A 24,983-nucleotide genomic window follows, 5' to 3' on the forward strand; every position below is an offset into this window, starting at 1 on the left:
TGAGTCGCCCCTTCCGGGACACCCACCAGCTCCGTCCCACCGGACGGTCCTTTCCACGGCACGGACAGCAGTCCGCGCCACCGCTTACCGAGAAGGGCTCCACTCTCATGGTCAACATCTCCGAGGTCACCGCCGCCCCCAGCCCCGACCTGCTCACCCCGGACAACTGCGCGGTGCTGTTCGTGGACCACCAGCCGCAGATGTTCTTCGGCACCGGCAGCGGCGACCGCACCGCCATCATCAACTCCACCGTGGGCCTGGCGAAGTCCGCGAAGGTGTTCGACGTGCCGGTCGTGCTGAGCACCGTGGCCGCCGAGTCGTTCTCCGGCCCGCTCATGCCGCAGCTGGCGGACGTCTTCCCCGACCAGAAGATCATCGACCGCACCACGATGAACGCCTGGGAGGACGTGAACTTCGTCGAGGCGGTCAAGGCGACCGGCCGCAAGAAGCTCGTCATCGCCGGTCTGTGGACCGAGGTCTGCGTCGTCCTGCCGGTGCTCTCCGCCATCGCCCAGGGCTACGAGGTGTACGTCGTCACCGACGCGTCCGGCGGTGTCAGCCCGCAGGCCCACGAGCACGCCGTCCAGCGCATGATCCAGGCCGGGGCCGTCCCGGTCACCTGGGTGCAGGTGCTCCTGGAGCTCCAGCGCGACTGGGCCCGCACCGAGACGTACGCCGCCGTGGGCGACGTGGTCAAGGCGCACGGCGGCACCTACGGCCTCGGGTTGGTCTACGCGCAGGCCGTCATCGGCGCCCACGCCGCCGGCTGACCCACAGCACCGATACGTCAGGAACAGGCAGGGACACGATGGACGCTGGACTGTTGATCCTCCGGCTGGCGGTGGGGTTGCTCATCGCCGGGCACGGTGTGCAGAAGGTGAGCTTCCGGCTCGGCGGCAACGGATTGGCGGGCGGGACCGAGGAGTTCCGCCGTGACGGATTCCGCGGCGGCAGGCTGACCGCGCTCGCCGCGGGAGCCAGTCAGATCGGTTCCGGCCTGTTCCTGGCGGCCGGCCTGCTCACGCCCCTGGCCGCGATGGCCGCCATGGGCGTGATGACGGTCGCCGGCACCGTCAAGTGGCCCAAGGGCCTGTGGGTGCAGAACGACGGCTACGAATACCCCCTCGTCCTCGTCGTCGTCTCCGCCGCACTGGCCCTCACCGGGCCCGGACGGTGGTCCGTGGACCACGCACTGGCCGTCACCCCCTGGCCGGTGTGGGTCTCCGTCGACGCGATCGTGATGGGCCCCGCGAGCGGCTTGCTCACCCGCGCAGTGCTGCACCGGCCGCCCGCCGCGACGGAAGGGACGCGGTATGCGCGGGCTGCTGAGTGACGCGTTGCGCACCCTGGTACCGCGCGGAGAGGAACGTCACGGCCCGCTGCCTCCCCTGATGTTGATCCTGACGGTGGTCACCGGACTGGTCGACGCGGTGAGCTATCTGGCGCTGGGGCACGTCTTCGTCGCCAACATGACCGGCAACGTGGTCTTCCTCGGGTTCGCCCTGGCGGGCGACGAGAGCCTGTCCGCGCTCGCGTCCGTCGTCTCGATGGTCGCGTTCCTCGTGGGCGCGCTGGCAGGGGGCAGGCTCGGCACGCGGTTCGCCCTGCATCGCGGGCACCTGCTGCGCACGTCGACGGCCGTGCAGACGATCCTGGTCGCGGTCACCGTGGTGGTCGCCGCCGTGTCGGACGGCCGGGTCACCCCCGGCGTCCAGTACACGCTGATCGTTTTCCTGGGACTCGCCATGGGCCTGCAGAACGCGGTCGCCCGACGCCTGGGCGTTCCGGACCTCACCACGACCGTACTGACCCTGACCCTGACGGGCCTGGCAGCGGACTCCACCCCGGCAGGCGGCGAGGCACCACGCCCGGGCCGCCGGATCCTCTCCGTGCTCGCCATGTTCCTCGGCGCCCTCGCCGGAGCACAGCTCGTCCTGCACGGCCATCTCGCCCTCACCCTGGGCCTGACGCTGGTGCTGCTCGCGGTCACCTCCATGATCACCCATCGTCTGTCGGCCGCCGATGCCGCCTGGACCCGGCCGCGGCTGTGAACAACACACCGGCCCACCGGTGTCAGCGCGCCGAGGGAACAACGCCATGAGCACCGCACCACCCTCCACACCGACACAGTCCCCCAAGCCGGATTCGGCATGGGCGCCGCTCGCGGCGCGCGTCTTCCGGGCGCTGTGGATCGCCCAGTTGGTCTCCAACATCGGCAGCTGGATGCAGATGGTGGGCGCCCAGTGGCTGCTGATCGGGCACGACGCGGCCCTGGTGACGCTCGTCCAGACGGCTTCCAGCCTGCCCGTCGTACTCCTGGCTCTGCCCTCGGGCGTGGTCGCCGACCGCTACGACCGTCGCAGGGTGCTCCTGGCCGCACAGTTGGCCATGCTCGCGGTCTCCGGCGCGCTCACCGCGCTGGCCTTCGCGGACGCCCTCACCCCGGTGCTGCTGCTGGTGCTCACCTTCCTGCTGGGATGCGGCACCGCCTTGATGGGCCCGGCCTGGCAGGCGATCCAGCCGGAGCTGGTGGAACGCCGCCAGCTCGGACAGGCCGCCGCGCTCGGCGGCGTGAACATGAATCTGGCCCGCGCCGTCGGACCGGCCGTAGGTGGACTGGTCGTGGCAGCGGCGGGCGCGGGGTGGGTATTCGCCTTCAACGCCGCCTCCTACCTCGGCATCGCCGCCGTCCTGCTGCTCTGGCGGCCTCCCCGGACGGTCGTCCCCGCCCCCAGCGGTGAGAAGCTGCTGACAGCCCTCGACGCCGGCCGTCGCTACGTGTGGTACGCACCCGGCATCCGCCGGGTCCTCCTGCGCATGATCCTGTTCATCCCCGGTGGCGCCGCCCTGTGGGCGCTGCTGCCGCTGGTCGCGAGCCGCTCCCTGCACCTGGGCTCGGGCGGCTACGGGCTGCTCCTGGGCGCGGTCGGCGTCGGAGCGGTCGCGGGCGCCTTCGTCCTGCCCCGCAGCAACCGGGTGCTCGGCGCCAACGGCACTCTGGGCGGCGGTGCCCTGATCTTCGCGAGTGTCCTCGCGGTACTGGCCACCGGACGCATCCCGTGGCTGGTGACGGTGGCGCTGCTGTTCGCCGGTCTGGCGTGGATCGGCGTCCTGTCCACCCTCAACGCGGCCATGCAGGCGCGGCTCCCCGGCTGGGTCAGGGCCCGTGGCCTCGCCGTCTATCTCCTTGTCTTCCAAGGCGGCCAGGCGCTGGTGGCGCCACTGTGGGGCGCCCTCGCCGACCGGCTGGGGCTCACCGTCCCCCTCCTGGCCGGCAGCGCGTTGCTGCTGATCAGTGCCCTCAGCCTGCGGCGCTGGCCGCTGCACGGCGCGGAGGGCGTCGACCCCTCCCCGTCCGAGCACTGGCCGGTCCCGCCCCTGGTGTTCGAGCCCGGGCCGGCCGTCGGCCCGGTGCTGGTCACCGTCTCCTACCGCGTCGCTCCGGGAAACGGCTCGGCCTTCAGTGACTGCATGGATCACGTCGCCCGTTCCCGGCGGCGCACCGGAGCCCTCACCTGGGGCCTGTACCAGGACGGACAGGATCCCGGGCACTTCATCGAGACCTACCTCGTCGCCTCCTGGTCCGAGCATCTCGCCCAGCACAGCGACAGACTCACCCTCACCGACCGCCGCTACGAGGAGCGGGCACGCCGTCTCCTCATCCCGGGCACCCGGCCGGAGGTCACCCACGCGTTCGACACGTCATCGGGACCCGTCGTCCCGGAAGGAGGCGGTGCTCAGTGAGCGACGTCGAAACACTCCCGCACATCGAGGCGTCGTTCCGGTCGGCGCTCGACCTGGACATGTCCAGGGATCCCTTCACGCGGGCCCGCCTCCTGCTCGCCTACGGCGCGTGGCTGCGTCGTAGGCGCCGGGTGATGGAGTCCCGGGTGCCCCTGCGGATTGCCAGGGAGACCTTCGCCTCGTTGGGGGCCCAACCGTGGCACGAGCGCGCCTGCCAGGAGCTCCGCTCGGCGGGCGAGGGTGGCACGCAGAGCGTGTCCACCGACTGGGATCTGCTCACGCCGCAGGAACTGCAGATCGCGCAGCTGGCGGCGACGGGGCTCTCCAACCGGGAGATAGGCCAACAGCTCTACCTCTCCCACCGCACCGTCGGAGCCCACCTGTACCGGATCTGTCCGAAGCTGGGGATCACCTCCCGTGGCCAGCTGCGGGAGAAGCTCCGGCCGGACGGATGAGAGCCGGATGCCGACGGCCGCGGACGTTTCAGTCGAAGCGCAGGTCGGAGAGCTGCCGTTCGAGCGCGGTGATGTCGTCCTCGGGCGTCTCCTCGGCCGGGCGGGCGGCCACGAGGGTGGCCAGCTCGCCGCCCGCCCGCCGTATGCGCGCGGGCAGGCCCTCGGTGTACTCGTCACCGCCGGACCCCCAGTCCTCGGACGCCGCGTACACCGCGGTGGGGACCACGGTGGCGCGCAGGTAGGCGAAGAGCGGGCGCAGGGCGTGTTCCAGGACCAGGGAGTGACGGGCCGTGCCGCCCGTCGCGGCGACGAGGACCGGTTTCCCGGTGAGAGCGTCCGGGTCGATCAGGTCGAAGAAGGACTTGAACAGCCCGCTGTAGGAGGCGGTGAACACGGGGGTCACGGCGATCAGGCCGTGGGCCCCCGTCACCGCGTCGATCGCGGCGGCCAGTTGGGGGGACGGGAAGCCGGTCACAAGGTGGTTGGCGACAGCGACGGCCAGTTCCCGCAGCTCGATGACCTCGGTCTCCACGTCGTAGCCCTGAGCGGCGAGTTCGCCGCGGGCCGACTCGGCGAGACGGTCGGCCAGCAGGCGTGTGGAGGACGGGGTGCTCAGCCCCGCGGACACGGCGACGAGCTTCATGCGGCGGACACCTCCTGGACGGCCCGCAGGGACTGGTGGGTGGGCGCGTCCGGCACGGTGGCGCGGCGGCCGATCGCGAACTCCTTGCGTAGCACGGGCACGACCTCTTCGCCGAGGATGTCCAGCTGCTCCAGGACGGTCTTCAGCGGCAGGCCCGCGTGGTCCATCAGGAACAGCTGCCGCTGGTAGTCGCCGACGGTCGTACGGAAGGACAGCGTCCGCTCGATGACCTGCTGGGGAGAACCCACCGTCAGCGGAGTCTGCTCGGTGAACTCCTCCAGCGACGGCCCGTGCCCGTAGACGGGCGCGTTGTCGAAGTAGGGGCGGAACTCACGTACGGCGTCCTGGGAGTTCTTCCGCATGAACACCTGCCCTCCGAGGCCCACGATGGCCTCCTCGGGCCGGCCGTGACCGTGGAAGGCGTACCGCCGCCGGTACAGCTGGACCATCTGCCTCGTGTGCTCGGCGGGCCAGAAGATGTTGTTGTGGAAGAAGCCGTCGCCGTAGTACGCGGCCTGTTCGGCGATCTCCGGCGAGCGGATCGAGCCGTGCCAGACGAAGGGCGGTACGCCGTCCAGCGGGCGGGGCGTGGACGTGAAGCCCTGCAGGGGCGTACGGAACTTCCCCTCCCAGTTCACGACGTCCTCGCGCCACAGCCGGCGCAGCAACGCGTAGTTCTCCTTGGCGAGGTTGATGCCCTGCCGGATGTCCTGCCCGAACCACGGATAGACGGGTCCGGTGTTCCCGCGCCCCATCATCAGGTCCACACGCCCGTCGGCCAGGTGCTGGAGCATCGCGAAGTCCTCGGCGATCTTCACCGGGTCGTTGGTGGTGATCAGCGTCGTGGCGGTGGAAAGGATCAGCTTCTCGGTGCGAGCGGCGATGTAGCCGAGCATCGTGGTCGGGGACGACGGCACGAACGGCGGGTTGTGGTGCTCACCGGTCGCGAAGACGTCCAGGCCGACCTCCTCCGCCTTCAGCGCGATGGCGACCATCGCCTTGATGCGCTCGTGCTCCGACGGGGTGCGGCCGTTGGTCGGGTCGGGGGTCACGTCCCCCACCGAGAAAATTCCGAACTGCATGGAGGCCTCTTCATTCCGGCGACTGTGTGAGTGCCCGAAATGTAGGCACCGGTCGGACGGCCGTCATGCCTGTCCGCGCAGAGGGGCTTGCCCGTCAGCGCCCTGGACCACGGTCGGAGTCACAGCCCAGGTGATACGCGAACTGCCCGACCGGATTTCCGGACGGGCAGTCGGGGTTGGTGGGCCCTGCGTGGTGCGGGACGGCGGTCCCGCGGCGGGTCACTTCGCCAGGAAGGTGAGCAGCGCTGCGTTGACCTCCTCCGCGTGGGTCCACAGCAGGCCGTGCGGGGCGCCCTCGATCTCCACGTAGTCGGCGGACGGGAGCGCCTTGTGGAACGGCCGCGCGGTTCCCTCGACGGGCAGGATCCGGTCGCCCGTGCCGTGCAGGATCAGGGCCGGCACGTCGATGGCCGGTATGTCGGCCCGGAAGTCGGTGTACCAGGTCGACGGCGCGGCGGCAGCGGCGAAGAAGCCGCCGCCCGCGGCGACGTTCCAGCTGTTGCGGACGGCCTCCTCGCTGATCCTGGTGCCGAGGTTCTCGTCGAGGTTGTAGAAGTCCTGGTAGAAGGCCGTGTAGTACGCGTAGCGGTCCGCCTTCACGGCCGCGACGACGCCGTCGAAGAACTCCTTCGGGGCGACCCCGTCCGGGTTGTCGTCGCTCTTGAGCAGGCAGGGCTCCAGCGAGGCCAGGAAGGCGACCTTGGCGACCCGGGCGGAGCCGTAGGTGGACACGTACCGGGCGACCTCACCGGTGCCCATCGAGAACCCGACCAGGACGGCATCCCTCAGGTCGAGGGTCTCCATCACCGTGTTCAGGTCGGCCGCGAAGGTGTCGTAGTCATAGCCGGTCGTCGGCTGGCTCGACTGCCCGAAACCGCGGCGGTCGTAAGTGATCACTCGGTAGCCGGCGTCGAGCAGCACGGCACTCTGCCGCTCCCAGGAATGGCCGTCGAGCGGGAAGCCGTGGATGAGGACGACCGGCTGCCCGGTTCCGTGGTCCTCGTAGTACAGGTCGATGGTGGTGGAGTTCTCCTGGCCCACGGTGATGTACGGCATGCGTTCGCTTCCTCGTTTCCGGATGGCTGGTGCGTGGATGGGAACTCGGTCACGCTAAGGCGGATGCCGCGCCGCCGGTTGTCGCGCAGTGCACCGCTCCTTGCCCGCGGACGCAAAAGGGGCGGTGGGACCGGCTCTGAGCAACCGGTCGGCGAGCTGGTGCGCTGAGGGGTCGTCGTGGCCGGCGCGGCCTCCCTGCGAGCACGCTCGGCGTTTCGGCCACCGCTGTTCGGCGCCTGGCCCTGTGCGCCACGAGGCACCACAAGGGTCGGTGCACCGCGCATGCTCCGCCGGGCCCTCAATCCCGGGGTTCCCCAACCGACTGAAATACACGTGTTCGAAATTGCGGCTGGGTCGTTGAGCCTCACGAGCCAGCCGCACGACCGTCGAGGGGGACCGCGTTGACATCGGCCAGCACACGGAAACAACCGACGTCCGGCACATCGGACGCGGGCGCGCCGGACGGCGCCGACAGTCCGCGGGACGAGGAATTCCTGTACCGCGACGAGTCCAGACTCCAGGCCGGCGCGCAGATGACCACCGGCACGATGGCGCGGCGGCTGCCCGCGCTGATTCGCCGGTCACTGAAGATGGCGTGGCAGGCGGACCGCGGCGCCACGGCCGGGCTGCTGGCGTGCCAGGCCGGCACCGGCATCCTCTCCGCACTCGGACTGCTCGCGGTCGCGGGAACGATCACCGCACTGATCTCATCGGGCGACATCACCGATCGGCTGTGGGAGGCCGCTCCGCAGCTGGCGGTCATCGCCGCGGCGACCGGACTGCGTGCTCTGCTGGGGATCACGGTGACGTGGCTGACCGGGCGGTTGCGGCCGGTGCTGGCCCGGGCGGCCGAGCTGACGATGATCGAGGCCGCGCTGGGCGCGGAGCTGGCGGCGAACAACAAGCCCGGCTACAACGACTTCTACGACATCGCCGACCGCGGCGCCCAGGTCACCCCGGACCTGGTGGACGAGGCACAGGACGTGCTCGCGGCGACGGCGACCCTCGCCGCCGGCGCGACCGTCCTCGCCGTGCTCCACCCCGCGCTTCTTCCTCTGCTCCTCCTCGCCTGTCTGCCGCAGGCCGCCGCGTATGTGCGGGCGGCCCGGGTGCTGTACCTGGCGGGTCTGGAGACCTCCGGGCGGCGGCGGATGCTGCACAAGCTCCGCTGGCACATGGCCTACATGGAGTCCAGTGAGGAGATGCGGGCCTGCCTGGCCGGTCCCTTTCTGCTCGGCCGGTACCGGCGGCTCGCCGCTTCGGTGAACGCCGCGGAGCGCCGGGCCGCGGACACCGGAGCGTGGATGGGGCTGGCCGGTGCGCTGGCCGGCGGCGTGGCGTCGGCCGCGGTGTGGGCCGCGCTGCTGTGGCTCCTGGCCTCCGGGCGCATGGACCTCGCGGCCGGGGGCGGTGCGGTCTTCGCCCTCCAGACGGCGACCGGATCCGTACGCGGCATCATCAACAGCGGAGCCCGGCTGGTGCGCACGGGCTGGTACGTACAGGACTGGCAGAACTTCCTCGACAACGCCCACGGACAGGCCATGACCGCGTCCCGGGGCACCAGGACGCTCCCCCGGGCGCCGGAGCGGTTCGAGGTCCGCGACGTCACCTACCGGTACGACGGCGCACCGAAGGACAGCCTCACCGGGGTGTCCCTCCAGGTGCGGCGCGGCGAGATCGTGGCGCTGGTCGGGGAGAACGGCTCGGGCAAGTCCACGCTGTCCCGGCTGCTCTGCGGCCTGCTGCTGCCCACGTCCGGCGAGGTGGCCTGGGACCACACGACCACGGCGGAGATGGAGCCCTGGGAAGCGTGGCAGCACGTCGCGCTGGCCCCGCAGAAGTACACCTACCTGCCGCTGACGCTCCGCGACAACATCACCTTCGGGCAGGGCGACACCAGCGACGCCGCCGTCCTGGCGGCCTGCGAGGCGTCCGGGGCGGCGGCCATGCTGCCCAGTCTGCGGTCGGGTATCGACACCCTCCTGACCTCCGAGTGGTACGGCGGCCAGCAGCTCTCCGGAGGGCAGTGGCAGCGCGTCGTCCTCACCCGGGCGTTCCACCGGCAGGCGGCTCTGCTCGTGATGGACGAGCCCACGGCCGCGCTGGACGCACGCGCGGAGCACCACATCTTCACCGGCCTGCGGGAACTGGCCAAGGACCGAGCCATCCTGCTGATCACCCACCGGCTGGCCAACGTCGCCGTGGCGGACCGGATCGCCGTCCTCGACGAAGGACGGATCGTCCAGGAAGGCACGTACGCCCAACTCACCAGAGATCCCGGCCTGTTCCGAACCCTGTGGGAACTCCAGCGACGCACCGGCGGAGAGACCAGTGACCCTCACGCCGCGCCACCCCGATGACGCCGTGTCATGATCACCCTGGGTGCGACAGCCGAGTTGGGAGGAACAGCAGCATGAGCGAACCGCGAGTGGCCCTGGTCACCGGGTCGTCCTCGGGCATCGGCGCAGCCGTCGCACGCCGCCTGGCCGCCGCAGGCGTCCATGTCGTCGTCAACTCCGCGCACTCCGTGGCGGCGGGCGAGGCCCTCGCCGCCGAGCTGCCGGACGCGGTCTACATCCGGGCGAACGTCGCCGAGGAGGGCGAGGCGGCCCGGCTCGTCGAGGGCGCCGTCAAGGCGTACGGGCGTCTGGACATCCTGGTCAACAGCGCCGGGATCACCAGGTTCATCCCCCACGACGACCTGAACGCGGCCTCGCCCGACGTCTGGCGCGACATCTTCGACGTCAACGTCCTGGGCGTCTGGCAGACCATCACCGCGGCCGCACCCCATCTGAAGGCGAGCGGCGGCTGCGTCGTGAACGTCTCGTCCCAGGCGGGCGTCCGGCCGGGCGGCAGCTCGATCCCGTACGCCGTCTCCAAGGCCGCGGTCAATCACATGACCCGGCTCCTCGCCAAGACCCTCGGCCCCGACGTCCGCGTCAACGCCGTCGCGCCCGGCATGATCGACACGCCCTGGTTCGACGGTCTCGACGGCGCGGACGAGGCCAAGGCCCATGTCGCCGGGGCCGTACCGCTGCGCCGTGTCGGCCGCCCCGAGGACATCGCCCAGGCCGTCTTCGACCTGGCCAACGCCTCGTACATCACGGGTGAGGTGCTTCTCGTCGACGGCGGCGGTCACCTGCTCGGTTAGCGGAGTGTGCGGCGGACCGCCGGCCCGGAGCGCCTCCGAGCGGGTCTGACGCCGCGGCGTCAGACCCGTCGCAGTGTCAGCCGCTCAGCCGGACCGGTCGAAATGAGCCAGGACCAGCGGGAGCGCCTTGCGTACCGATCCGTTGTGATCGACGTTGCCCACGTCGGTGATCCGCTGCCGGGCACCGTGGTCCGCCAGCTGCCGCTGGCAGTGCAGCGCGTTGGCGTACGCCACGTCGGTGTCGCCGGAGGCGTGGTAGATGTGCACCGGGACCTCCGGCCGCCAGTCGCACGTGGTGTCCAGCACGTTCAGCCGCTGCCGCAGCTCACCGGACGGGTTCCGTATCTTCTCCAGGAACGCCTCGGTGAACAGTTCCTTCGAGGTGTCGGGCAGTGCGGCGGCGATCTCGGCCTGGGTGTGGTGGCCGTCGAAGAGGCCCTCCACGATGCGGTCGTACGGGGCTCGGAACGCCTCACCCGGCTCGTCGTACAGGCCGTACATCTTCTGCCACGCCGTGGTGAAGTAGGCCAGGTACAGCGGAGCATGGGACACCTCGTCCGCCGCCGCGTCCGCTTCGAAACCGCTCAGGTCGAACGGCCCGGCGATCGGGGCCAGCGCACCGAGCCGGAAGTAGGGATCGACGTTCCGCTGGAGCGCCTCGCCCACCATCATCGTGGCGGGCCCGCCCTGGGAGAAGCCGCTGACCTGCACGCGCCGGTCCGGCACATGGCCGTGCCGCCGGGCGACGGTCCGGGCGGCGCGCAGCGCGTCGAGCGAGGCGGACACGGTGGCTTCCGGGTGCCCGTACGGGTGGTAGCCGGGCCCCTCGCCGAGACCGAGGTAGTCCGGCGCGGACACCAGCCGGCCGGAACCGGCGAACATCAGCGCGGCGGCGCGGTCGGTCGACGACGCCTTCATCGACGCCACATCGCCGCGGAAGACGGTGGTGCCGTGGAGCCAGGAGACGACGCGCAGCCCGTCCCGAAGACCGGCCCCCGTCTGCCGGTGACCGGTCTTCGGGACGGCGACGAGCTGACTGGCCGTGGTGGGCCTGCCCTCGGGGTCGATGGTGCGGTAGACGACCCGGTAGGCCAGCACCCCGTGGGTGGCGTGCGGGGCGTCGGTGATCCCGGCCGCGGTCAGCCGTTCGTCGACCTCGCCGGCCGACACGTCCTCCACTTCGGTCACGGACACCACCGTGCCGCGCCATGCCTGCTCCGCGACCGGTCCCTGTTCCCCGGCCACCGCCTGCCGTAAGGCACCGGGCGCGGTGTCGCCCTGCGCGGGCACCGCCGCCAGCAGCAGGGTGGCGGCACATCCCAGAGCGACCGCCCCGGGCAGAACTGTCGTACGCAATCGATTGATCATGAGCCCAGCCTGCCCCTCAAGGCACCCTTCTGGCTCTGGAGGAGGCACCCCGACCGGCCCGGGGGCTTGCCCTACCGTCGCATGGTGTACGGCCGCAGGTTCCAGGCCCCGACCGTGTAGCCGAGGTGGCCCCCTCCCCCGGCGCGGGCCTCGATGTGCCAGGGGCTGCCACCGGTGGGGTAGAACCGCAGGGTCAGCGTCCGGCCCGAGGGCAGGTAGAGCTCGGCGACGGATCGGTCCACCACCAGACGCAGTTCGATCGGGGCACCGGACGCCGTCTCCGCCTCGGGGCAGGGCACGCGGTAGGTGCCGCCGTGTGCGCGTGGGTCGAGGGAGGCATGCCCTCGGTCGACGACGAGCTCGCCGGCGGCGGAGTCGATCCCGATGTCGAGGTACTCGGTGCCGTCGGCAGACGTCACCAGCCGTAGTCCCCCTGCCGTACCCGTGGCGCGGAGTTCCAGACGGGCGGTCAGGTCGAAGCTGCCGCTCACCGTTCCCAGAACGGCGGTTCCGGCGGTCTCGCCGGAAGCCGTCACCGCGCGTCCCTCGCGCAGCGAGAGGAGTTCCGCGGCCGGTCGCTGTCGTACGGAGCCGTCCTCGCCGAGTGTCACCTCGCGCGGCAGTGTCAGCAGTCCGGCCCAGCCGGACTCCCGCACCCACCGGGGGTCGCGGGCCTCCCATGACCAGCCCCACAGCAGCCAGCGGCCGTCGGGGGCGGGCAGCAGCGCCGGGGCGTAGAAGTCGGGACCGTGGTCGAGGAGGACGGGGGCGTCGGCGACGAAGCGGCCTTCCTGCTCGCGCCCGGGGTAGACCACCGTCCGGCGCGGTCCGAGTTCCGGGTCCCAGGCGCTGACGATCAGCGCGCCGCGTCCTTCCTCCGTGTGCAGATACTGGGGGCACTCCCAGCCCAGCCCCGTGTCGGCGCCCGGCGCCACCGGCTGCGGGGCCCGGTCCAGAAACGGCCCCCGGTAGTGCCACTGTTCCAGGTCGGAGGACTCGTACAGCAGGGCCGCCGCCCGGCCGTCCGCCAGGGCGGAGCCGACCAGCATGCGCCAGTGGCCCGCCTCGCGCCAGACATATGGGTCGCGGTACATGGTCGCGCCCTCGGGCAGGTCGGGTATCAGCAGACCGCCGCGCGGTGTCCAGGTGACGCCGTTGTCCCAGGACTCGGCGGTGGTGACCGGCTGGGCCCAGCGGTCGGTGCGGAAGGCGGAGTAGAAGGCCACCATGCGGTCGCCGTCGGAGACGGCGTTGCCGGAGAAGCAGCCGTCGGCGTCCTCGCCGCCCGGTGTGGGGGTCAGCGCGATCGGGAGTTCCTCCCAGCTCAGCAGGTCGGAGCTGCGGAAGTGGCCCCAGTGCATGTGCGCGTGCTCCGGCCCGTACGGGTTGTACTGGAAGCACACGTGGTAGTGGCCGTCGTGGAAGGCCAGCCCGTTGGGGTCGTTGATCCAGTTGCCGGGCGGGCGCAGGTGCGCGACGGGCAGGTGGGGGTCTGCGGGCATGACGGACACGCAGGGGTCCTTTCGGGGTGGGGGGCGACGGAGCGCGGTCAGCCCTTGACGCCGGTGGAGGCGATGCTGTTGACGAACGACCGCTGGAAGGCCACGAACAGGGCCAGGATCGGCACCGTGATCACGGACGAGTACGCCATGATCTGGCCCCAGCTGACGTTCAGTTGGAAGAAATAGGAGATGCCCACCATCACCGGCCGCATCTCCTCGCTCTGCACGACCATGAGCGGCCACAGGTAGGAGTTCCAGGCGGGCAGGAAGGTGAGGATGGCGACGGTGGCGACAGCCGGTCCGGACAGCGGCATGACGACGCGGCGGTAGATGGTGAACCAGCTCGCGCCGTCCACGATCGCGGCCTCGTCGATCTCCTTGGGGATGCTCTGGAAGTACTGGTGGAAGAAGAAGACCGAGAAGGCGTTGGCCACGAACGGCAGGATCTGCACCTGGTAGGTGTCCATCCAGCCGGTGGTCCACTCCAGGTGGAAGCCGTTGACGCGGAGCAGCGGCAGTTGGTTGACCCACCAGACCAGCGGCAGGGCGAAGGTCTCGAACGGCACGATGAGGGTGGCGATGACGGCGGTCATGACCGCCTTGCGGCCGGGCCAGCGCATCCGTGACAGGGCGAAGGCGGCCATGCTGTTGACGACGAGGCCGAGCACCACGGTGACCGACGAGATGATCACGGAGTTCAGCAGGAACTGTGCCGCCGGGACACGTTCGAACACGCCCGTGTAGTTGTCCAGGGACAGAGCGCCGACCGGCAGGAAGGCGCGCGGGGAGCCCAGGTCGCCGAAGATCTGGTCGTCCGCCTTGAACGACGAGACCAGCATGAAGAGGAGCGGGAGCGCGAAGGCCAGGGCCAGTACGACCCGGCCGGCGTGACCGGCGAAATTCCGCAGGAAGGAGGTCATGTCAGTCCTTCTCCCGGGTCAGGAAGCGCTGCACGAGGGACACGGCCAGCACGAGTACGAAGAAGACGAGGGAGATGGCTGCCGCGTACGCGGTCTGCTGCTGCTCGTAGCCGGTGTGCATCGCCTGGTGGACGACGGTGGTGGTGGAGTCGAGCGGGCCGCCGTCGGTCATCACGTTGATCTGGGTGAAGAGGCCGAGTGCCTGGATGGTGATGGTGATCAGCACGAAGGTGCGGGTGGCGCGCAGTCCGGGCCAGGTGACATGGCGGAAGCGGTGCCGGCGGGTGGCCCCGTCCAGGTCGGCGGCCTCGTACAGCTCGGCGGGGATGGTCTGGAGGCCGGCCAGCCAGATGATCATGTGGAAGCCGACGCCCTGCCACACCGACATCAGGATGATGGCCGGCATGGCGGTGGCCGGGTCGCCCAGCCAGTCCGGGCCGTCGACGTGGCCGAGGGTGAGGGTCGAGATGACGTGGTTGACCAGGCCGTCCTGCCGATACAGGAACGTCCACAGCAGGGACACGACCACCATCGAGGTGACGACCGGCAGGAAGTAGACGGTGCGGAAGAAGTTGACGCCGCGCACCTTCGCGTTGACCAGCAACGCCAGCACCAGCGCGAGCCCGGCCTGGAGCGGGACGACGACGGCGGCGAAGTAGGCCGTGTTGCGCAGGGACTTGAAGAAGACCGGGTCCTGGAAGAGCTGGGTGAAGTTCCGCAGGCCCACGAAGCGGGCCGGGGTGGGAGAGATGAGCCGTGCGTCGGTGAAGGACAGGGCGAAGGTCAGGGCGATCGGTACGACGACGAAGACGACCAGCAGCACCACGGCCGGGGTGGCCATGCCGAGGGCGGTGAGGCTCTCACGGCGCCGGGCGTGCGTCGTTCGGGTTCGCCGGACCGTACGCAGCCGACTGAGGGCTGCGGTCATGGTGGTCACGGTAGCTCCAGGGGGAGCCGGTCCGGTTCGGGCGCGCGACCGCCGAGAGGCCGCGCGGTCGGGGCCCGAACCGGAGCGGGTCGGGTCAGCCGGCGTAGTAGCCGTTCGTCTTCAGGTTGTTGTCGATGTCCTTCGCGGCCTGGCCGAGCGCGTCCTCGGGGTCGGCGCCGGCCAGGATGTCCTGCACGGCCTTCTGGAACTCGGTCGAGATGTACGGGTAGGCCGGGGTGACCGGGCGGACCACCGCGTACTCACGCGCGAACCGGGTGAACACGTTGAACTCCCCGCCCGGCTGGTAGCCGTCGACCTGCTCGGCGGCGGCGTCGGTGGCCGGGATCGTGCCGGTGGCCTTGGCGTAGTCGACGAAGTACTCGGTCTGACGGGAGAACTTCAGCCACGCCTGTGCACCGGCCTTGTTGGAGCAGGTGGAGCTCATCGCCCACTGCCAGGAGGCGCCGCCGATCTTGGGTCCGTGCCCGAAGTCGACCGGCGGGATGATCGCCAGGTCGTCACCGAGCTTCGCGGCGTTCTTGGCCGCGTTCCAGCTGCCGTCCCAGTGGATGGCGCTCTTGCCGGCGAGGAAGTCCTTGTTGGGGTCGGCTCCCGACTTCTTCGACAGATAGCCCTTGGTCACCAGCGAGCGCAGCCAGGTGGCCCACTCCACGGAGTCCTTGCCGTCGAGGGTGCCCGAGGCGGTCTTGTAGCCGTCGCGGTCGATCAGGTCACCGCCGAAGCTCTGCAGCTGCGGCGAGTAGGCGTACGGGTACCACTCGCCGAGGCTGCCGGTGCCCATCTCCAGCGGGTACTCGAACTTCCCGCTCTTCTTCAGCTTGGCCAGCGCGGAGTCGAACTCGTCCTTCGTCCACGGCTTGTCCATGGTCGGGACGCGGATGCCGTACTCGTTCAGCACCGACTTGCGGGCGAAGAAGGTGAGGGCGACGTCGGTGAAGCCGAACGCGTAGACCTTGTCGTGGTAACGGCCGACGGTGCTGGGCAGCTGGTCGGACAGCGGTACCTCGCTGCCGGAGACGTCCATCGGGGCCAGATAGCCGCCCCACGCCCAGTTCGGCACGTTGGGGCCGTCCACGTCGAGCAGACAGGGCAGCTTGCGGGCGGACGCGGCGGCCACGACGGAGTCGTTGTAGTTGCTCTGCGGGAACGCCTGGAGCTCGACCTTGTACTCGCTCTGCGAGGCGTTGAAGTCCTTGATGATCTTCTTGACGACGTCGAGCTCGGCCGAGTTGCCGGCGTTGTGCGTCCACAGCGTCAGCGTGTTGCCGCTCGCTCCGGACGTGCTGCCGCCGCTCCCGGTCGCGCATCCGGCGACCAGCGCGGTCGCCGCCGCGACGGCTACACTCGCGACTGCGAGGCGCCTGGTTCTGAACACCACGAGGTTCCTCCATCTCACTGAGACGGGTCTTGCCGGACCCGCCTTGGCGACCGGTTGCGACGGTCGCTGTTCTTGGTGGCCGTCCCGCCGCCGGGGGTCTGCGCTCCGGGCGGCGGGACGACCGTTTCCGGGTGCCGGTATCAGCCCTCCGCGGGGGCGCCGATGGAGGCACGCTCCCGCAGCGGCAGGGGCACACGGTGTACGACGGCTTCGAGCGGCCCTTCGCGGAGGATCAACTCCACGGCGAGGCGGCCGAGTTGGTAGTGCGGCAGCTTGAGCGTGGTGAGCGCCGGGCGCAGCACGGAGGCGATGTCCTGGTCGTCGAAGGAGACCACCGACACATCGCCCGGCACCGACAGCCCCGCTTCGCCGAGCGCCTGGTAGGCCCCGAAGGACACCCGATCGGTCAGGCACACCAACGCCCGTGGGCGGTGGCCCGCGGCGAGCAGCTTGGTGACCTCCCGGTAGCCGTCCGGCGTGTTCCAGTCGCACTCGACGACACCGTCCAGACGGGCACCGCCCGCCCTCAGGACCTCCTCCAGGCCGCGCATGCGCTCGTTGCCCGCGATGATCCCCTCGGGCGTGGCCGGAACGGCCTGGTGTCCGCCGATCGCCCAGATGCCCTCGGTGTGACCGGCCGCGAGCAGGGCACGGGCCGCGTCCCGGCCGGCCTCCAGCTCGTCCGGGACGACGGACGGGGCGTCGAAGCCGGGGGCCAGGCAGTTCAGCAGGACCACCCGGCGCCCGAACAGTTCCTTGGGCGGAGTGACGTACCGGGTGAACATGGACGCGTAGATCACCGCGTCGACCTGGCGGTCCAGCAGTGCGTGGACCAGCGACGACTCGGCGGTCCGGTCGCCGCCGGCCTCCGTGATGAACAGCAGGTGGTCCCGCTCCCGGGCGGCCTCCAGCGCACCCCGGATCACATCGCCCGCGAACGGTGTCGTGGTGATCAGGTCGGACACCAACCCGATGGTCTGGGTCGACTTCGTCCGCAGGCTGCGTGCGGTGACGTTGGGTCGGTAGCCCAGCTCCCGGGCGGCCTCCAGCACACGTTCGCGGGAGGCGGCGGAGATACGCATGTCGGTGCGGCCGGAGAGGGCGAACGACGCGGTGGTCGGCGAGACACCCGCCCTGCGGGCAACGTCGGCCATCGTCACGCGGCGTTCAGACATCAGCTGCTCAACTCCGTTGTTAAATCGGATTAGCAAGATGCGACGAGAGTGATGCGCTCTGCGTTCGGTGTCAACTCCCCGGACATATCGAAGAGAAAACGGTGACTGTATGTCCCGTTTCGCCCGCCCTCCAGGTATCGCCCGGGTAAATCGATGTGCGTTAGCTCTTGCTTTAGCTGTCGCGACGCGCGAACGATGCCAACCCCTCCCCCAAACCGATTTGGCATGGTGTCAAGCCTGCCGTAGCGCCCAGGAGTTGCCATGAAGAGAAGAACGGCCCTCGGCGTCGTGTCCGCCGCCGTCGGCGGCGCGATCGTCCCGTTCTCGTACGCACCCGCCGCCACCGCCCAGGAACGGCGTCCGCCCGGAAACCCCGCCGCCCGCTGGGACTTCGACGAACGCACGGGCACGGTCACCCGCGAAGCGGTGTCCGGCACCGCCGACCCTGTCGACCACGTCTTCAACGACGCCCGCTACAAGCCCGACAGCGATCCTCTGCGACGCCACGGAGTGCGCGGCCGGGCGCTGTACTTCGACGGCTACTCGACCGTCGTCACCGCACAGGGCCCCGGCGACCTCGACCCCTCCGGCGGCCTCACGCTCGACGTGTGGATCGCGCCCTACGCGTACGAGCACGGCATCGACGGCAAGCCCCAGGCGCTGGTCAACCAGCACGACCCCGACGCGAAGACCGGATTCCTGCTCGGCCTGCGCCGCTTCGGGCAGATCGTCTTCCAGCTCGGCTTCGGGGACGAGCTGATCGAGGTCAAGGGCGCCCCGGACCAGCCGGCGGCCAAGGGGAGATGGACTCATGTGGCGGCGACCTACGACCCGGCCGCCCGGCAGCTGCGTGTCTACCGCGACGGCCGGCTGATCGGCACCGCCACCACCCCGGACAAGGCCCCCGAACCGGCCTCGGGCGAGCCGCTCCTCATAGGCCGGCACAGCCGGTCCACGCTGCTGAACGGCGAGTTCCACGCCAACATGTACATGGGCCTGATGGACAGCCTCGTGATCCGCCCGGGCACCCTCGATGACCTTATGGCCCGGCAGGAGCACGCCGACACGATCGCGGCGCTCCCCGGGGGCCACGTGCCCCGGCCCGACCTGGTCCACCACCGGTCCCGTTTCGACGGCGACCGGCACCGCCCCCAGTTCCACATGCTGCCGCCCTGGCACTGGATGAACGAGCCGCACGCGCCCGTGTACTTCAAGGGCAAGTACCACATCTTCTACCAGCACAACCCGCTCGGCCCCTTCTGGGGCCAGATCCACTGGGGGCACGCGGTCAGCACCGACATGGTGCACTGGCGGGACCTGCCCATCGCCCTCGCGCCCGCCGCGGACTCGGTCGGACCGGACGGGATCTGGTCGGGCTCGGCCCACGTCGACGGCGACCGCGGGCCGGTGCTCTTCTTCACCGGCGGCGACGACCGCCTGCCCCACCGCCAGCGCACCGGTCTCGCCGTGTCCTCCTACTCGACCGACGGCGACACGGACCTGCCCACCTGGACGATGAGGTCCGAGCCGGTCACCGAGGCCCCGGCAGGCCTTCCGGCCGGCCCCGGCACCGCGTGGGCGGAGAACTTCCGTGACCCGTTCGTCTGGGAGGAGGACGGCGTCTGGTACCAGCTGGTCGGCAGCGGAATCGTCGACTACGAGGGCACGCGGGTCACCCGGAAGCACGGGGGAACCGCCCTCGTCTACACGGCCCGCAGGCCGGAGGGCCCGTGGACGTACCGGGGCCCGCTCCACTGGAACGACCTCGCCACCCAGCCCGAGCCGGGAGAGGCGTGGGAACTGCCGGTGCTCCTCCCGCTCCCCGGCCCCGACGGTAACCGCACCGGCAAGCACATCCTGCTGGTCAGCCCCTGGTGGGAGTCGTTCCACCCGAACGCCGTCAAGCACACCTACTACTGGATCGGCACCTTCGACAAGCGCGCGTGCCGCTTCGTGCCCGACCACGACGAGCCCCGCGAGTTCGACTTCGGCGAGCACTTCACGGGCCCGTCCGGCTTCGTCACCCCCGACGGCCGGTCCGTGCTCTTCAGCATCGCCCAGGACCGCCGGAGCGAACAGCAGCACGCCCAGTCCGGCTGGGCGCACAACGCCGGGATGCCCGTCAGCGTCTCGCTGCGCCGGGACGGCCGTCTCGGCGTCGAACCGATCACCGAGGCGGCCGGACTCCGGGGCGAGCGGCTCGCGCGGATCCGGCAGACCTCGGTCGAGGAGGCGAACCGGCGACTCGCCGACGTCTCCGGCGACCTGCTGGACATCAGCGCCGTCATCGAGCCGCGCGGCGCCCGGACGATCACCCTGGCGGTCAGGGCCTGCGCCGACGGCACCGAGGAGACGCTGCTGTCCTACGACACGGCCGAGCGCCGCTTCCGGATCGACCGCGGCCGCTCCAGCCTCGACCCGGACGTCCGCAAGGGCGTGCACGGAGGCACCGTCGAACTGGACGACGGGCGACTGCGCCTGCGCGTCCTGCTCGACCGCTCGATGCTGGAGGCGTACGTCAACGGGACCAACAGCCTCACCAGCCGCGTCTACCCCACCAGGGAAGACGCCACCGGCCTGCGGCTGACCGCCGAGGGCGGCAGCCCCCGGGTCCTGGAACTGGACGTCTGGCGGATGAACGGCGCGTACGACACCCCCGTCGCCCCGGCCGCCTACGATCCGCCCCGCCCGACGGACGTCGACGCCCTTCCCAACCACGACTTCGCCACCGGAGACCTCACCGGGTGGACCGTGGTCTCGGGCACGACGTTCAGCGACGCCAATGTGACCACCCGCACCGACTGGGGCTGGGGCGGACCCTTCTACCAGGCCGAGACGCCGGACGACCCGGCCGGCCACCACCTGTGGGGCTTCAACCCGGACGCGGGCGGCGACGACGCCACCGGGGTGCTCCGCTCCGCCACCGTGGTCCTCGGCGGAGACGGCCTGATCGACCTGCTCGTCTCCGGCGGAAACGACCCCGACCGGCTCTACGCGGCCGTCGTCCGCGCCGACGACGGCAAACTGCTGGCCAAGGCGACCGGCCGCGGCGTCGAACAGTACCGCCGCGTCGTCTTCGACCTGTCCGCCCACGTCGGTGAGCGGATCTACGTCGAGGTCGTCGATCGGGCGACGGGCGGCTGGGGCCACATCAACGTGGACGACGTCAACGTTCCCGTCCGCCGGCGGTGACGCCTGACGTCACCCTCATCCGATGGTTCGGAGCGGTGGCCAGGCTGTGCCGCGGCTGCCGATACGGGACGGGGCGGGAAGGACCACCCGCTTCTCGCGGATCCGGATTGCGCGGTGCGCGGCTGTGAGCCGCTTCCCCGCGTCTGCGTCAGGTCCTTCCCGTCACTTCCAGTAGAGCGCGCGGTGCCCGGTTTCACCAGAGGCCGACCGGCACTGAGGCAGCGCCGTGCGCGGGCTTCACGGCGTGGCGCCCTCCTGTGGCTTCACGCCGGAGACCCCGTACAGGATCTTCGTGAATGTGCCGCTGCGCATGCGCACGTCGTATCCGCGTCCCAGGGACCAGGAGACGAGGTCGCGGACGTGGGGTACGACGCCGAAGACGTCGACGGGGACGCCGTGGGCCGCGCAGGCCTCGACGAGCCGGTCGGGGGCGATGAAGAAGCGGTGATCGTGGGTGCCCTTGGGTGCGGCCCAGGTCAGGGGAAGGCCCTCGCCCAGGGTGATGACCGCGAGCCGCGCCAGGAGGGTGTTCGAGATGGTGTCCATCACGAGGGTGCCGCCGGGCCTGAGCAGGCGGCAGCACTCGGCCACCACGTCGAAGGGGCGCGCGACGTGTTCCAGGCAGTACCCGGCCACCACGACATCCGCGAAGCCGTCGGGCAGCGGGATGGCGTGGATGTCGTGGATCAGGACCTCGTCGACGCCGTGCCGCCGGGCCACCTCCGCGCTCTTGGTGGACACGTCCACGCCGACGTGGCGGTAGCCCTTGTCCCTGATGTGCGGGTGGAGCAGCCCGCCGCCGCAGGCCACGTCGAGGAGCACGGCGCCGGGGCGGCTCGCCGGGGGGACGTGCTCGGCGCGGGCCCGCGCGCCCCAGTGCAGGATGGCGAGCGGGCCCCGGCGCTGCCACCACAGGGACGACCAGGTGTCGTACTCGGCGGGCTCGGGGCCGTCGGAGGTCCCGGTGGTCGTCGTGCGGCTCTCGGGGGTGATGGTCACCGTCGTCCCTCCTGTTCCGCCGGTACGGCTGTGGACGGCACGGGCCGGGTGTGGTCCGTGGGCGCGGTGGCGCCCGGCAGGTCGCTTCCGGGCGCGGGGTCCTCGCGGCGTACGGACTCGGTGTGGCGGGCGTGGGCGTGCAGGGCGATCGCCCAGAGCGCGTACGCGTCCGTGCGGACGTCCTCGAGGGCGTGGGCGGAGGGCGGGCGCTGTCCCGGGTCGGTCCAGCCGCCCTCCTTGCTCTGGTGGCGGAGCAGGAACGCGACGGCCGCGCCGATGCGCGGCGCGTCGAGGACACCGGTGGTGTGGGCCGCGACGACGCACCGGGCCGTCTGCGCCACCGTGCTCGGGCCGCCCGGCCGTGCGGTGGTGCCCGGGGCGGACGAGGCGTCGTCGCTCCAGCCGCCGTCCGGGTTCTGCTGCTGGTAGATCCACTCCATGGCCCCCTCCACCGCGAGGTGCCCGGCGCCCACCCCCGCCGCGTCGAGCGCGAGCAGGACCTGGGTGGTGGCGTGGAGGCGTCCGCCGCGGCGGTCCTCCCAGAATCCCTCGATGGCCTGTTCCGCCAGCAGCAGGCGCAGGGCCCGGCGCACGGCGGGGTGCCAGGCGAACCCCTCGGCGCACAGCGCCTCCACGACGTGGGCCGTCACGCACGGCGAGGGGAGTTCGACGAAGCCCAGGCCGGTCAGGGCCCGTCGGGCGGGCAGGGAGCGGCGGCGGACGCCGAGGCGCGACCAGCCGCCGTTCGCGGACTGCCGGTCCAGGAGCCACCGGACGCTCTCGGCTACGGCGGTGTCCGTCTCGCGGGAGCGTGGCGCGGCGACCCGGTGGAGGGCGGTGAGGACCAGCGCGGTGGCGTCCACCGGGGGCGCATGGGTCGTCGGGTCGCTCGGGTGGGGCAGCAGCCGGTCGACCGCGCGGTCCACCACGGGGTCGGAACCGGCCCGGCAACCCGCCGCGGCCAGGGCGCGCAGGGCGAGGGCGGTGTCCACGGCGGTGGAGGGGAGGCCGGGGAGGGGGCGAGGGCCGTTCCCGCCGACGTGGTGGCCGGCCAGTGCGTCCAGCGCCGCGGCGACAGCGGGGTGCCGGGTGCTGTGGCCCAGGGCCCACAGGGCCAGCACGCAGACGGCCGTACCGGGCCGGCCGGCGGCCCAGTTCCCGTCGCCTTCCTGCCCGTCGAGCAGCAGGTGCTCCGCCTCGCGCAACGCCTTGCGGCGCAGCGGGCGCGGGGAGAGCCGGCCGAGGGTGTGGGCGGTGCGGAGTACGGCGGTGGCCGCGGCGTCACGGAGAGCGGGGCGCGCGCTCCTCCCAGCGTGCAACGTCGCCGTCTCGATGGGGAGTTCGCGTACGGGACGCAGGGTGCCCAGGACGCCTACGGCGGCGGCGAGCGCGCGGGCCGGGGGGTCGAAGCCGTCGACGGCACCGGGGGCCCAGGAAGGCAGGAGGAGCAGTTCCGGGGGCATGGGCACGGTCCTGTCCCAGCCGACGGCTCCGGTGAACGCCAGCCAGAAGCGTGCGGGTTCCGCGCCGGCGGCGTCGATGCCGCCGTGCTGCCGGGTGAACCGTGCGGCGCGGTCGAGGCGTTCGCGGTCCTCGGCGTGGCCGACGAGTTGCAGGGCGACGTGGGTGAGCACGGTGCAGGAGAGGTCGGAGGGCCCGTCCGCGTGGAGGGGGAAGCCTCCGTCGTCGTGCTGCCGTCCGACGATCCGGGCGCGCTGCTCCGCGACCCGGACCGGGTCGACGGCGTCGAGGAGGTGGTGCACGAGGACATCGACGGCCTCGCACCAGGTGCTGCCCGCCGCGACCTCCCCGGTCCAGCCGCCCTCCTTGTCGTGCCGGTCGGCAAGCGCGGTGCGTGCGGCGGCGAGGGCCGCGCGCACGCTCCGTTCGCCCTCACCCTCGCCCGGATCCACGGTGACGCGGTGGGTCGTCGCGGTCTCCTCGGTGGCTGCTTCCACAGGCGGCGGCCTCCTTGTTCGTTTGGGTGCGGAGGTGGTCTCGTGAGGTGCGGGGCAGGAAGCGGTGGTTCACCAGACGACGGGGAGACGCTCGGGTCCGCGGAGGAGCAGCCCCGTCTTCCATTCCACGGTGTCGGGGTCGCCGGCGAGCCGGATGTCGGGCATCCGTCGCAGCAACCGGCCGAGCGCGACCTGGAGTTCCATGCGGGCGAGTGGCGCGCCGGCGCAGTGGTGCGGGCCGTGGCCGAAGGCCAGGTGACGGGGAGCGGGACGGGTGAGGTCGAGGCGGTCGGGTTCGTCGAAGACGTCGGGGTCGCGGTTGGCGGCGTTGGTCGAGGTCAGCACGGGCCGGCCCGCCGGTACGGTGCCTCCGCTCAGCTCGACGTCGGCCGTGGCGTAGCGCGGGTAGGCGGCGGAGACGGGCAGCGGGGTGAACCTGAGCAGTTCCTCGACGGCGTCGGGGAGCAGTGCGGGCCGCTCCTTGAGGAGCGCCAGCTGGTCGGGGTGGGTGAAGAGGACGTAGGCGAAGTCGGCGATCTCGTTGGCGGTGGTCTCGTAACCGGCGATGAGCAGCACCATGCACAGGAAGACCAGCTCGTCCTCGGACAGCCGGTCGTCCTCGTCGCGTGCCTGGACCAGCTCGCCGATGAGGTCGTCGGTGGGGTCGACGCGTCTGCGCTGCACCAACTCTTCCATGTACGCGAGGAGTTCGGACATGCCGTCCGTCCGCGCCTGGCCGCCGTCACCGCCGTCTTCGCCGTCGCCGCCGACGAGCCGGTTGACCTCCGTGACCCAGTGGTGGAACCGGTGGCGGTCCTCGTAGGGGACGCCGAGGAGGTCACAGATGACGCCGATGGGGAGGGGAACGGCGAAGTCCCGGACGAGGTCGGCGGGCGGTCCGGCGGCGATCATCGCGTCGAGGAGCGAGTCGGCCAGCCGTTCCGTCGCCGGGCGCAGCCGTTCGGCGCGCGGGGCGGTGAACGAGGCCGCGATGAGGCGGCGGATGCGGGTGTGATCGGGAGGGTCCATGTCCATCAGGCCGAGCGGCACCAGGTCGGGGGTGACCCGGGGCTGATCGAGGCCTTCCGGCACGGACCTGCGGAAGCGCGGGTCGGCGAAGACCGACTTGACGTCCTCGTAGCGGGTGACGAGGAGGCTCGGGTCACCGTAGGGCATGCGCACCGGGCACAGGGGTTCGTTCTTCCGCACGTGCTGGTAGAGCGGGTGCACGTCGAGCGCGTGGCACGGCGCGAACGGATAGGGCCTTTCCCGACCGGGGGTTTCCCGACCGGGACTTTCCCGACCGGAGGTTTCCCGCCCGGAGGTTTCCCGACCGGCACTTTCCTTTTCGTCGCTCATGCCCCACCCCCATTGTCCGGAAGTCCACTTCTCCGTTTCACCGGGACGATCG

Annotated in this window: 20 protein-coding genes; 8 read left to right on the forward strand and 12 right to left on the reverse strand. The window is 71.2% G+C overall.

The features are described 5' to 3' along the window. Positions 1–107: 107 nt before the first annotated feature. The 5 genes from ACZ42A_RS19855 to ACZ42A_RS19875 are packed head-to-tail and all read left to right on the forward strand — an operon-like array spanning position 108 to position 4,199. Positions 108–770, forward strand: a complete 663-nt coding sequence (locus ACZ42A_RS19855; protein ID WP_468528534.1) for a hydrolase — start codon at positions 108–110, stop codon at positions 768–770. 38 nt (positions 771–808) lie between these two features. Beyond that, positions 809–1,333: a DoxX family protein gene (locus tag ACZ42A_RS19860; RefSeq protein ID WP_468528535.1), complete on the forward strand. Its 525-nt coding sequence runs from the start codon at positions 809–811 to the stop codon at positions 1,331–1,333. Beyond that, complete coding sequence (locus ACZ42A_RS19865) at positions 1,314–2,051, forward strand: YoaK family protein (protein ID WP_468528536.1); 738 nt, start codon at positions 1,314–1,316, stop codon at positions 2,049–2,051. The genes ACZ42A_RS19860 and ACZ42A_RS19865 overlap by 20 nt, the downstream gene beginning before the upstream one ends. 46 nt (positions 2,052–2,097) lie before the next feature. Then, entirely contained in the window at positions 2,098–3,744 is a 1,647-nt protein-coding gene (locus ACZ42A_RS19870; RefSeq protein ID WP_468528537.1) for an MFS transporter, read from the forward strand. Next, the gene (locus ACZ42A_RS19875) at positions 3,741–4,199 is read left to right on the forward strand and encodes a helix-turn-helix transcriptional regulator (protein WP_468528538.1); all 459 of its coding nucleotides are present in this window, start codon (positions 3,741–3,743) and stop codon (positions 4,197–4,199) included. Before ACZ42A_RS19870 ends, ACZ42A_RS19875 begins: the two co-directional genes overlap by 4 nt. A 28-nt stretch (positions 4,200–4,227) precedes the next feature. Here ACZ42A_RS19875 and ACZ42A_RS19880 read toward each other — a convergent pair whose 3' ends face one another. From ACZ42A_RS19880 to ACZ42A_RS19890, 3 genes are all read right to left on the reverse strand, one after another. Beyond that, the gene (locus tag ACZ42A_RS19880; protein WP_468528539.1) at positions 4,228–4,842 is read right to left on the reverse strand and encodes an FMN reductase; all 615 of its coding nucleotides are present in this window, start codon (positions 4,840–4,842) and stop codon (positions 4,228–4,230) included. Beyond that, positions 4,839–5,924 carry an LLM class flavin-dependent oxidoreductase gene (locus ACZ42A_RS19885; RefSeq protein WP_468528540.1) on the reverse strand — a complete coding sequence of 362 codons (1,086 nt, stop codon included), beginning with the start codon at positions 5,922–5,924 and terminating at the stop codon, positions 4,839–4,841. Before ACZ42A_RS19885 ends, ACZ42A_RS19880 begins: the two co-directional genes overlap by 4 nt. A 219-nt stretch (positions 5,925–6,143) precedes the next feature. Continuing rightward, positions 6,144–6,980 (reverse strand): alpha/beta fold hydrolase, encoded by an 837-nt coding sequence (locus ACZ42A_RS19890; protein WP_468528541.1) that lies wholly within the window; start codon positions 6,978–6,980, stop codon positions 6,144–6,146. A gap of 401 nt (positions 6,981–7,381) precedes the next feature. Between ACZ42A_RS19890 and ACZ42A_RS19895 the strand changes: the two genes are divergently transcribed. Both ACZ42A_RS19895 and ACZ42A_RS19900 read left to right on the forward strand, forming a co-directional pair. After that, complete coding sequence (locus ACZ42A_RS19895; RefSeq protein ID WP_468528542.1) at positions 7,382–9,340, forward strand: ATP-binding cassette domain-containing protein; 1,959 nt, start codon at positions 7,382–7,384, stop codon at positions 9,338–9,340. Between the two features lie 53 nt (positions 9,341–9,393). Continuing rightward, positions 9,394–10,131 (forward strand): SDR family NAD(P)-dependent oxidoreductase, encoded by a 738-nt coding sequence (locus ACZ42A_RS19900; protein ID WP_468528543.1) that lies wholly within the window; start codon positions 9,394–9,396, stop codon positions 10,129–10,131. 84 nt (positions 10,132–10,215) lie between these two features. On the opposite strand, the gene ACZ42A_RS19905 is transcribed toward ACZ42A_RS19900, so the two are convergent. The 6 genes from ACZ42A_RS19905 to ACZ42A_RS19930 form a co-directional block, all read right to left on the reverse strand. Then, a complete protein-coding gene (locus tag ACZ42A_RS19905; protein WP_468528544.1) occupies positions 10,216–11,487 on the reverse strand; it encodes an alpha/beta hydrolase in 1,272 nt (423 codons plus the stop codon). Between the two features lie 83 nt (positions 11,488–11,570). After that, positions 11,571–13,001, reverse strand: a complete 1,431-nt coding sequence (locus tag ACZ42A_RS19910; RefSeq protein WP_468528775.1) for a glycoside hydrolase family 32 protein — start codon at positions 12,999–13,001, stop codon at positions 11,571–11,573. A 47-nt stretch (positions 13,002–13,048) separates the two neighbouring features. After that, a complete protein-coding gene (locus ACZ42A_RS19915; RefSeq protein WP_468528545.1) occupies positions 13,049–13,921 on the reverse strand; it encodes a carbohydrate ABC transporter permease in 873 nt (290 codons plus the stop codon). Between the two features lies 1 nt (position 13,922). Next, complete coding sequence (locus tag ACZ42A_RS19920; RefSeq protein WP_468528546.1) at positions 13,923–14,849, reverse strand: carbohydrate ABC transporter permease; 927 nt, start codon at positions 14,847–14,849, stop codon at positions 13,923–13,925. Positions 14,850–14,943: 94 nt separating this feature from the next. Beyond that, positions 14,944–16,245, reverse strand: a complete 1,302-nt coding sequence (locus tag ACZ42A_RS19925; protein ID WP_468528547.1) for an ABC transporter substrate-binding protein — start codon at positions 16,243–16,245, stop codon at positions 14,944–14,946. A gap of 143 nt (positions 16,246–16,388) precedes the next feature. After that, positions 16,389–17,423, reverse strand: a complete 1,035-nt coding sequence (locus tag ACZ42A_RS19930) for a LacI family DNA-binding transcriptional regulator (protein WP_468528548.1) — start codon at positions 17,421–17,423, stop codon at positions 16,389–16,391. 261 nt (positions 17,424–17,684) lie between these two features. Here ACZ42A_RS19930 and ACZ42A_RS19935 point away from each other — a divergent pair, with 261 nt between their 5' ends. After that, positions 17,685–20,615 (forward strand): glycoside hydrolase family 32 protein, encoded by a 2,931-nt coding sequence (locus ACZ42A_RS19935; RefSeq protein WP_468528549.1) that lies wholly within the window; start codon positions 17,685–17,687, stop codon positions 20,613–20,615. A 237-nt stretch (positions 20,616–20,852) separates the two neighbouring features. On the opposite strand, the gene ACZ42A_RS19940 is transcribed toward ACZ42A_RS19935, so the two are convergent. The 3 genes from ACZ42A_RS19940 to ACZ42A_RS19950 form a co-directional block, all read right to left on the reverse strand. Then, positions 20,853–21,614 carry a methyltransferase domain-containing protein gene (locus tag ACZ42A_RS19940; protein WP_468528550.1) on the reverse strand — a complete coding sequence of 254 codons (762 nt, stop codon included), beginning with the start codon at positions 21,612–21,614 and terminating at the stop codon, positions 20,853–20,855. Continuing rightward, positions 21,611–23,572 (reverse strand): hypothetical protein, encoded by a 1,962-nt coding sequence (locus ACZ42A_RS19945; RefSeq protein ID WP_468528551.1) that lies wholly within the window; start codon positions 23,570–23,572, stop codon positions 21,611–21,613. Before ACZ42A_RS19945 ends, ACZ42A_RS19940 begins: the two co-directional genes overlap by 4 nt. 69 nt (positions 23,573–23,641) lie before the next feature. Continuing rightward, positions 23,642–24,802 (reverse strand): cytochrome P450, encoded by a 1,161-nt coding sequence (locus tag ACZ42A_RS19950; protein WP_468528552.1) that lies wholly within the window; start codon positions 24,800–24,802, stop codon positions 23,642–23,644. Positions 24,803–24,983 lie beyond the last annotated feature (181 nt).

Source organism: Streptomyces sp. NPDC030838 (assembly GCF_055572035.1).

Excerpts from the sequence above, each read along its gene's own strand:
- ACZ42A_RS19885 (WP_468528540.1), bottom strand. The coding sequence starts at position 5,924 with ATGCAGTTCGGAATTTTCTCGGTGGGGGACGTGACCCCCGACCCGACC.
- ACZ42A_RS19900 (WP_468528543.1), top strand. The coding sequence starts at position 9,394 with ATGAGCGAACCGCGAGTGGCCCTGGTCACCGGGTCGTCCTCGGGCATC.
- ACZ42A_RS19935 (WP_468528549.1), top strand. The coding sequence starts at position 17,685 with ATGAAGAGAAGAACGGCCCTCGGCGTCGTGTCCGCCGCCGTCGGCGGC.
- ACZ42A_RS19860 (WP_468528535.1), top strand. The coding sequence starts at position 809 with ATGGACGCTGGACTGTTGATCCTCCGGCTGGCGGTGGGGTTGCTCATC.
- ACZ42A_RS19865 (WP_468528536.1), top strand. The coding sequence starts at position 1,314 with ATGCGCGGGCTGCTGAGTGACGCGTTGCGCACCCTGGTACCGCGCGGA.
- ACZ42A_RS19870 (WP_468528537.1), top strand. The coding sequence starts at position 2,098 with ATGAGCACCGCACCACCCTCCACACCGACACAGTCCCCCAAGCCGGAT.
- ACZ42A_RS19915 (WP_468528545.1), bottom strand. The coding sequence starts at position 13,921 with ATGACCTCCTTCCTGCGGAATTTCGCCGGTCACGCCGGCCGGGTCGTA.
- ACZ42A_RS19930 (WP_468528548.1), bottom strand. The coding sequence starts at position 17,423 with ATGTCTGAACGCCGCGTGACGATGGCCGACGTTGCCCGCAGGGCGGGT.
- ACZ42A_RS19920 (WP_468528546.1), bottom strand. The coding sequence starts at position 14,849 with ATGACCGCAGCCCTCAGTCGGCTGCGTACGGTCCGGCGAACCCGAACG.
- ACZ42A_RS19880 (WP_468528539.1), bottom strand. The coding sequence starts at position 4,842 with ATGAAGCTCGTCGCCGTGTCCGCGGGGCTGAGCACCCCGTCCTCCACA.
- ACZ42A_RS19890 (WP_468528541.1), bottom strand. The coding sequence starts at position 6,980 with ATGCCGTACATCACCGTGGGCCAGGAGAACTCCACCACCATCGACCTG.
- ACZ42A_RS19855 (WP_468528534.1), top strand. The coding sequence starts at position 108 with ATGGTCAACATCTCCGAGGTCACCGCCGCCCCCAGCCCCGACCTGCTC.
- ACZ42A_RS19910 (WP_468528775.1), bottom strand. The coding sequence starts at position 13,001 with ATGCCCGCAGACCCCCACCTGCCCGTCGCGCACCTGCGCCCGCCCGGC.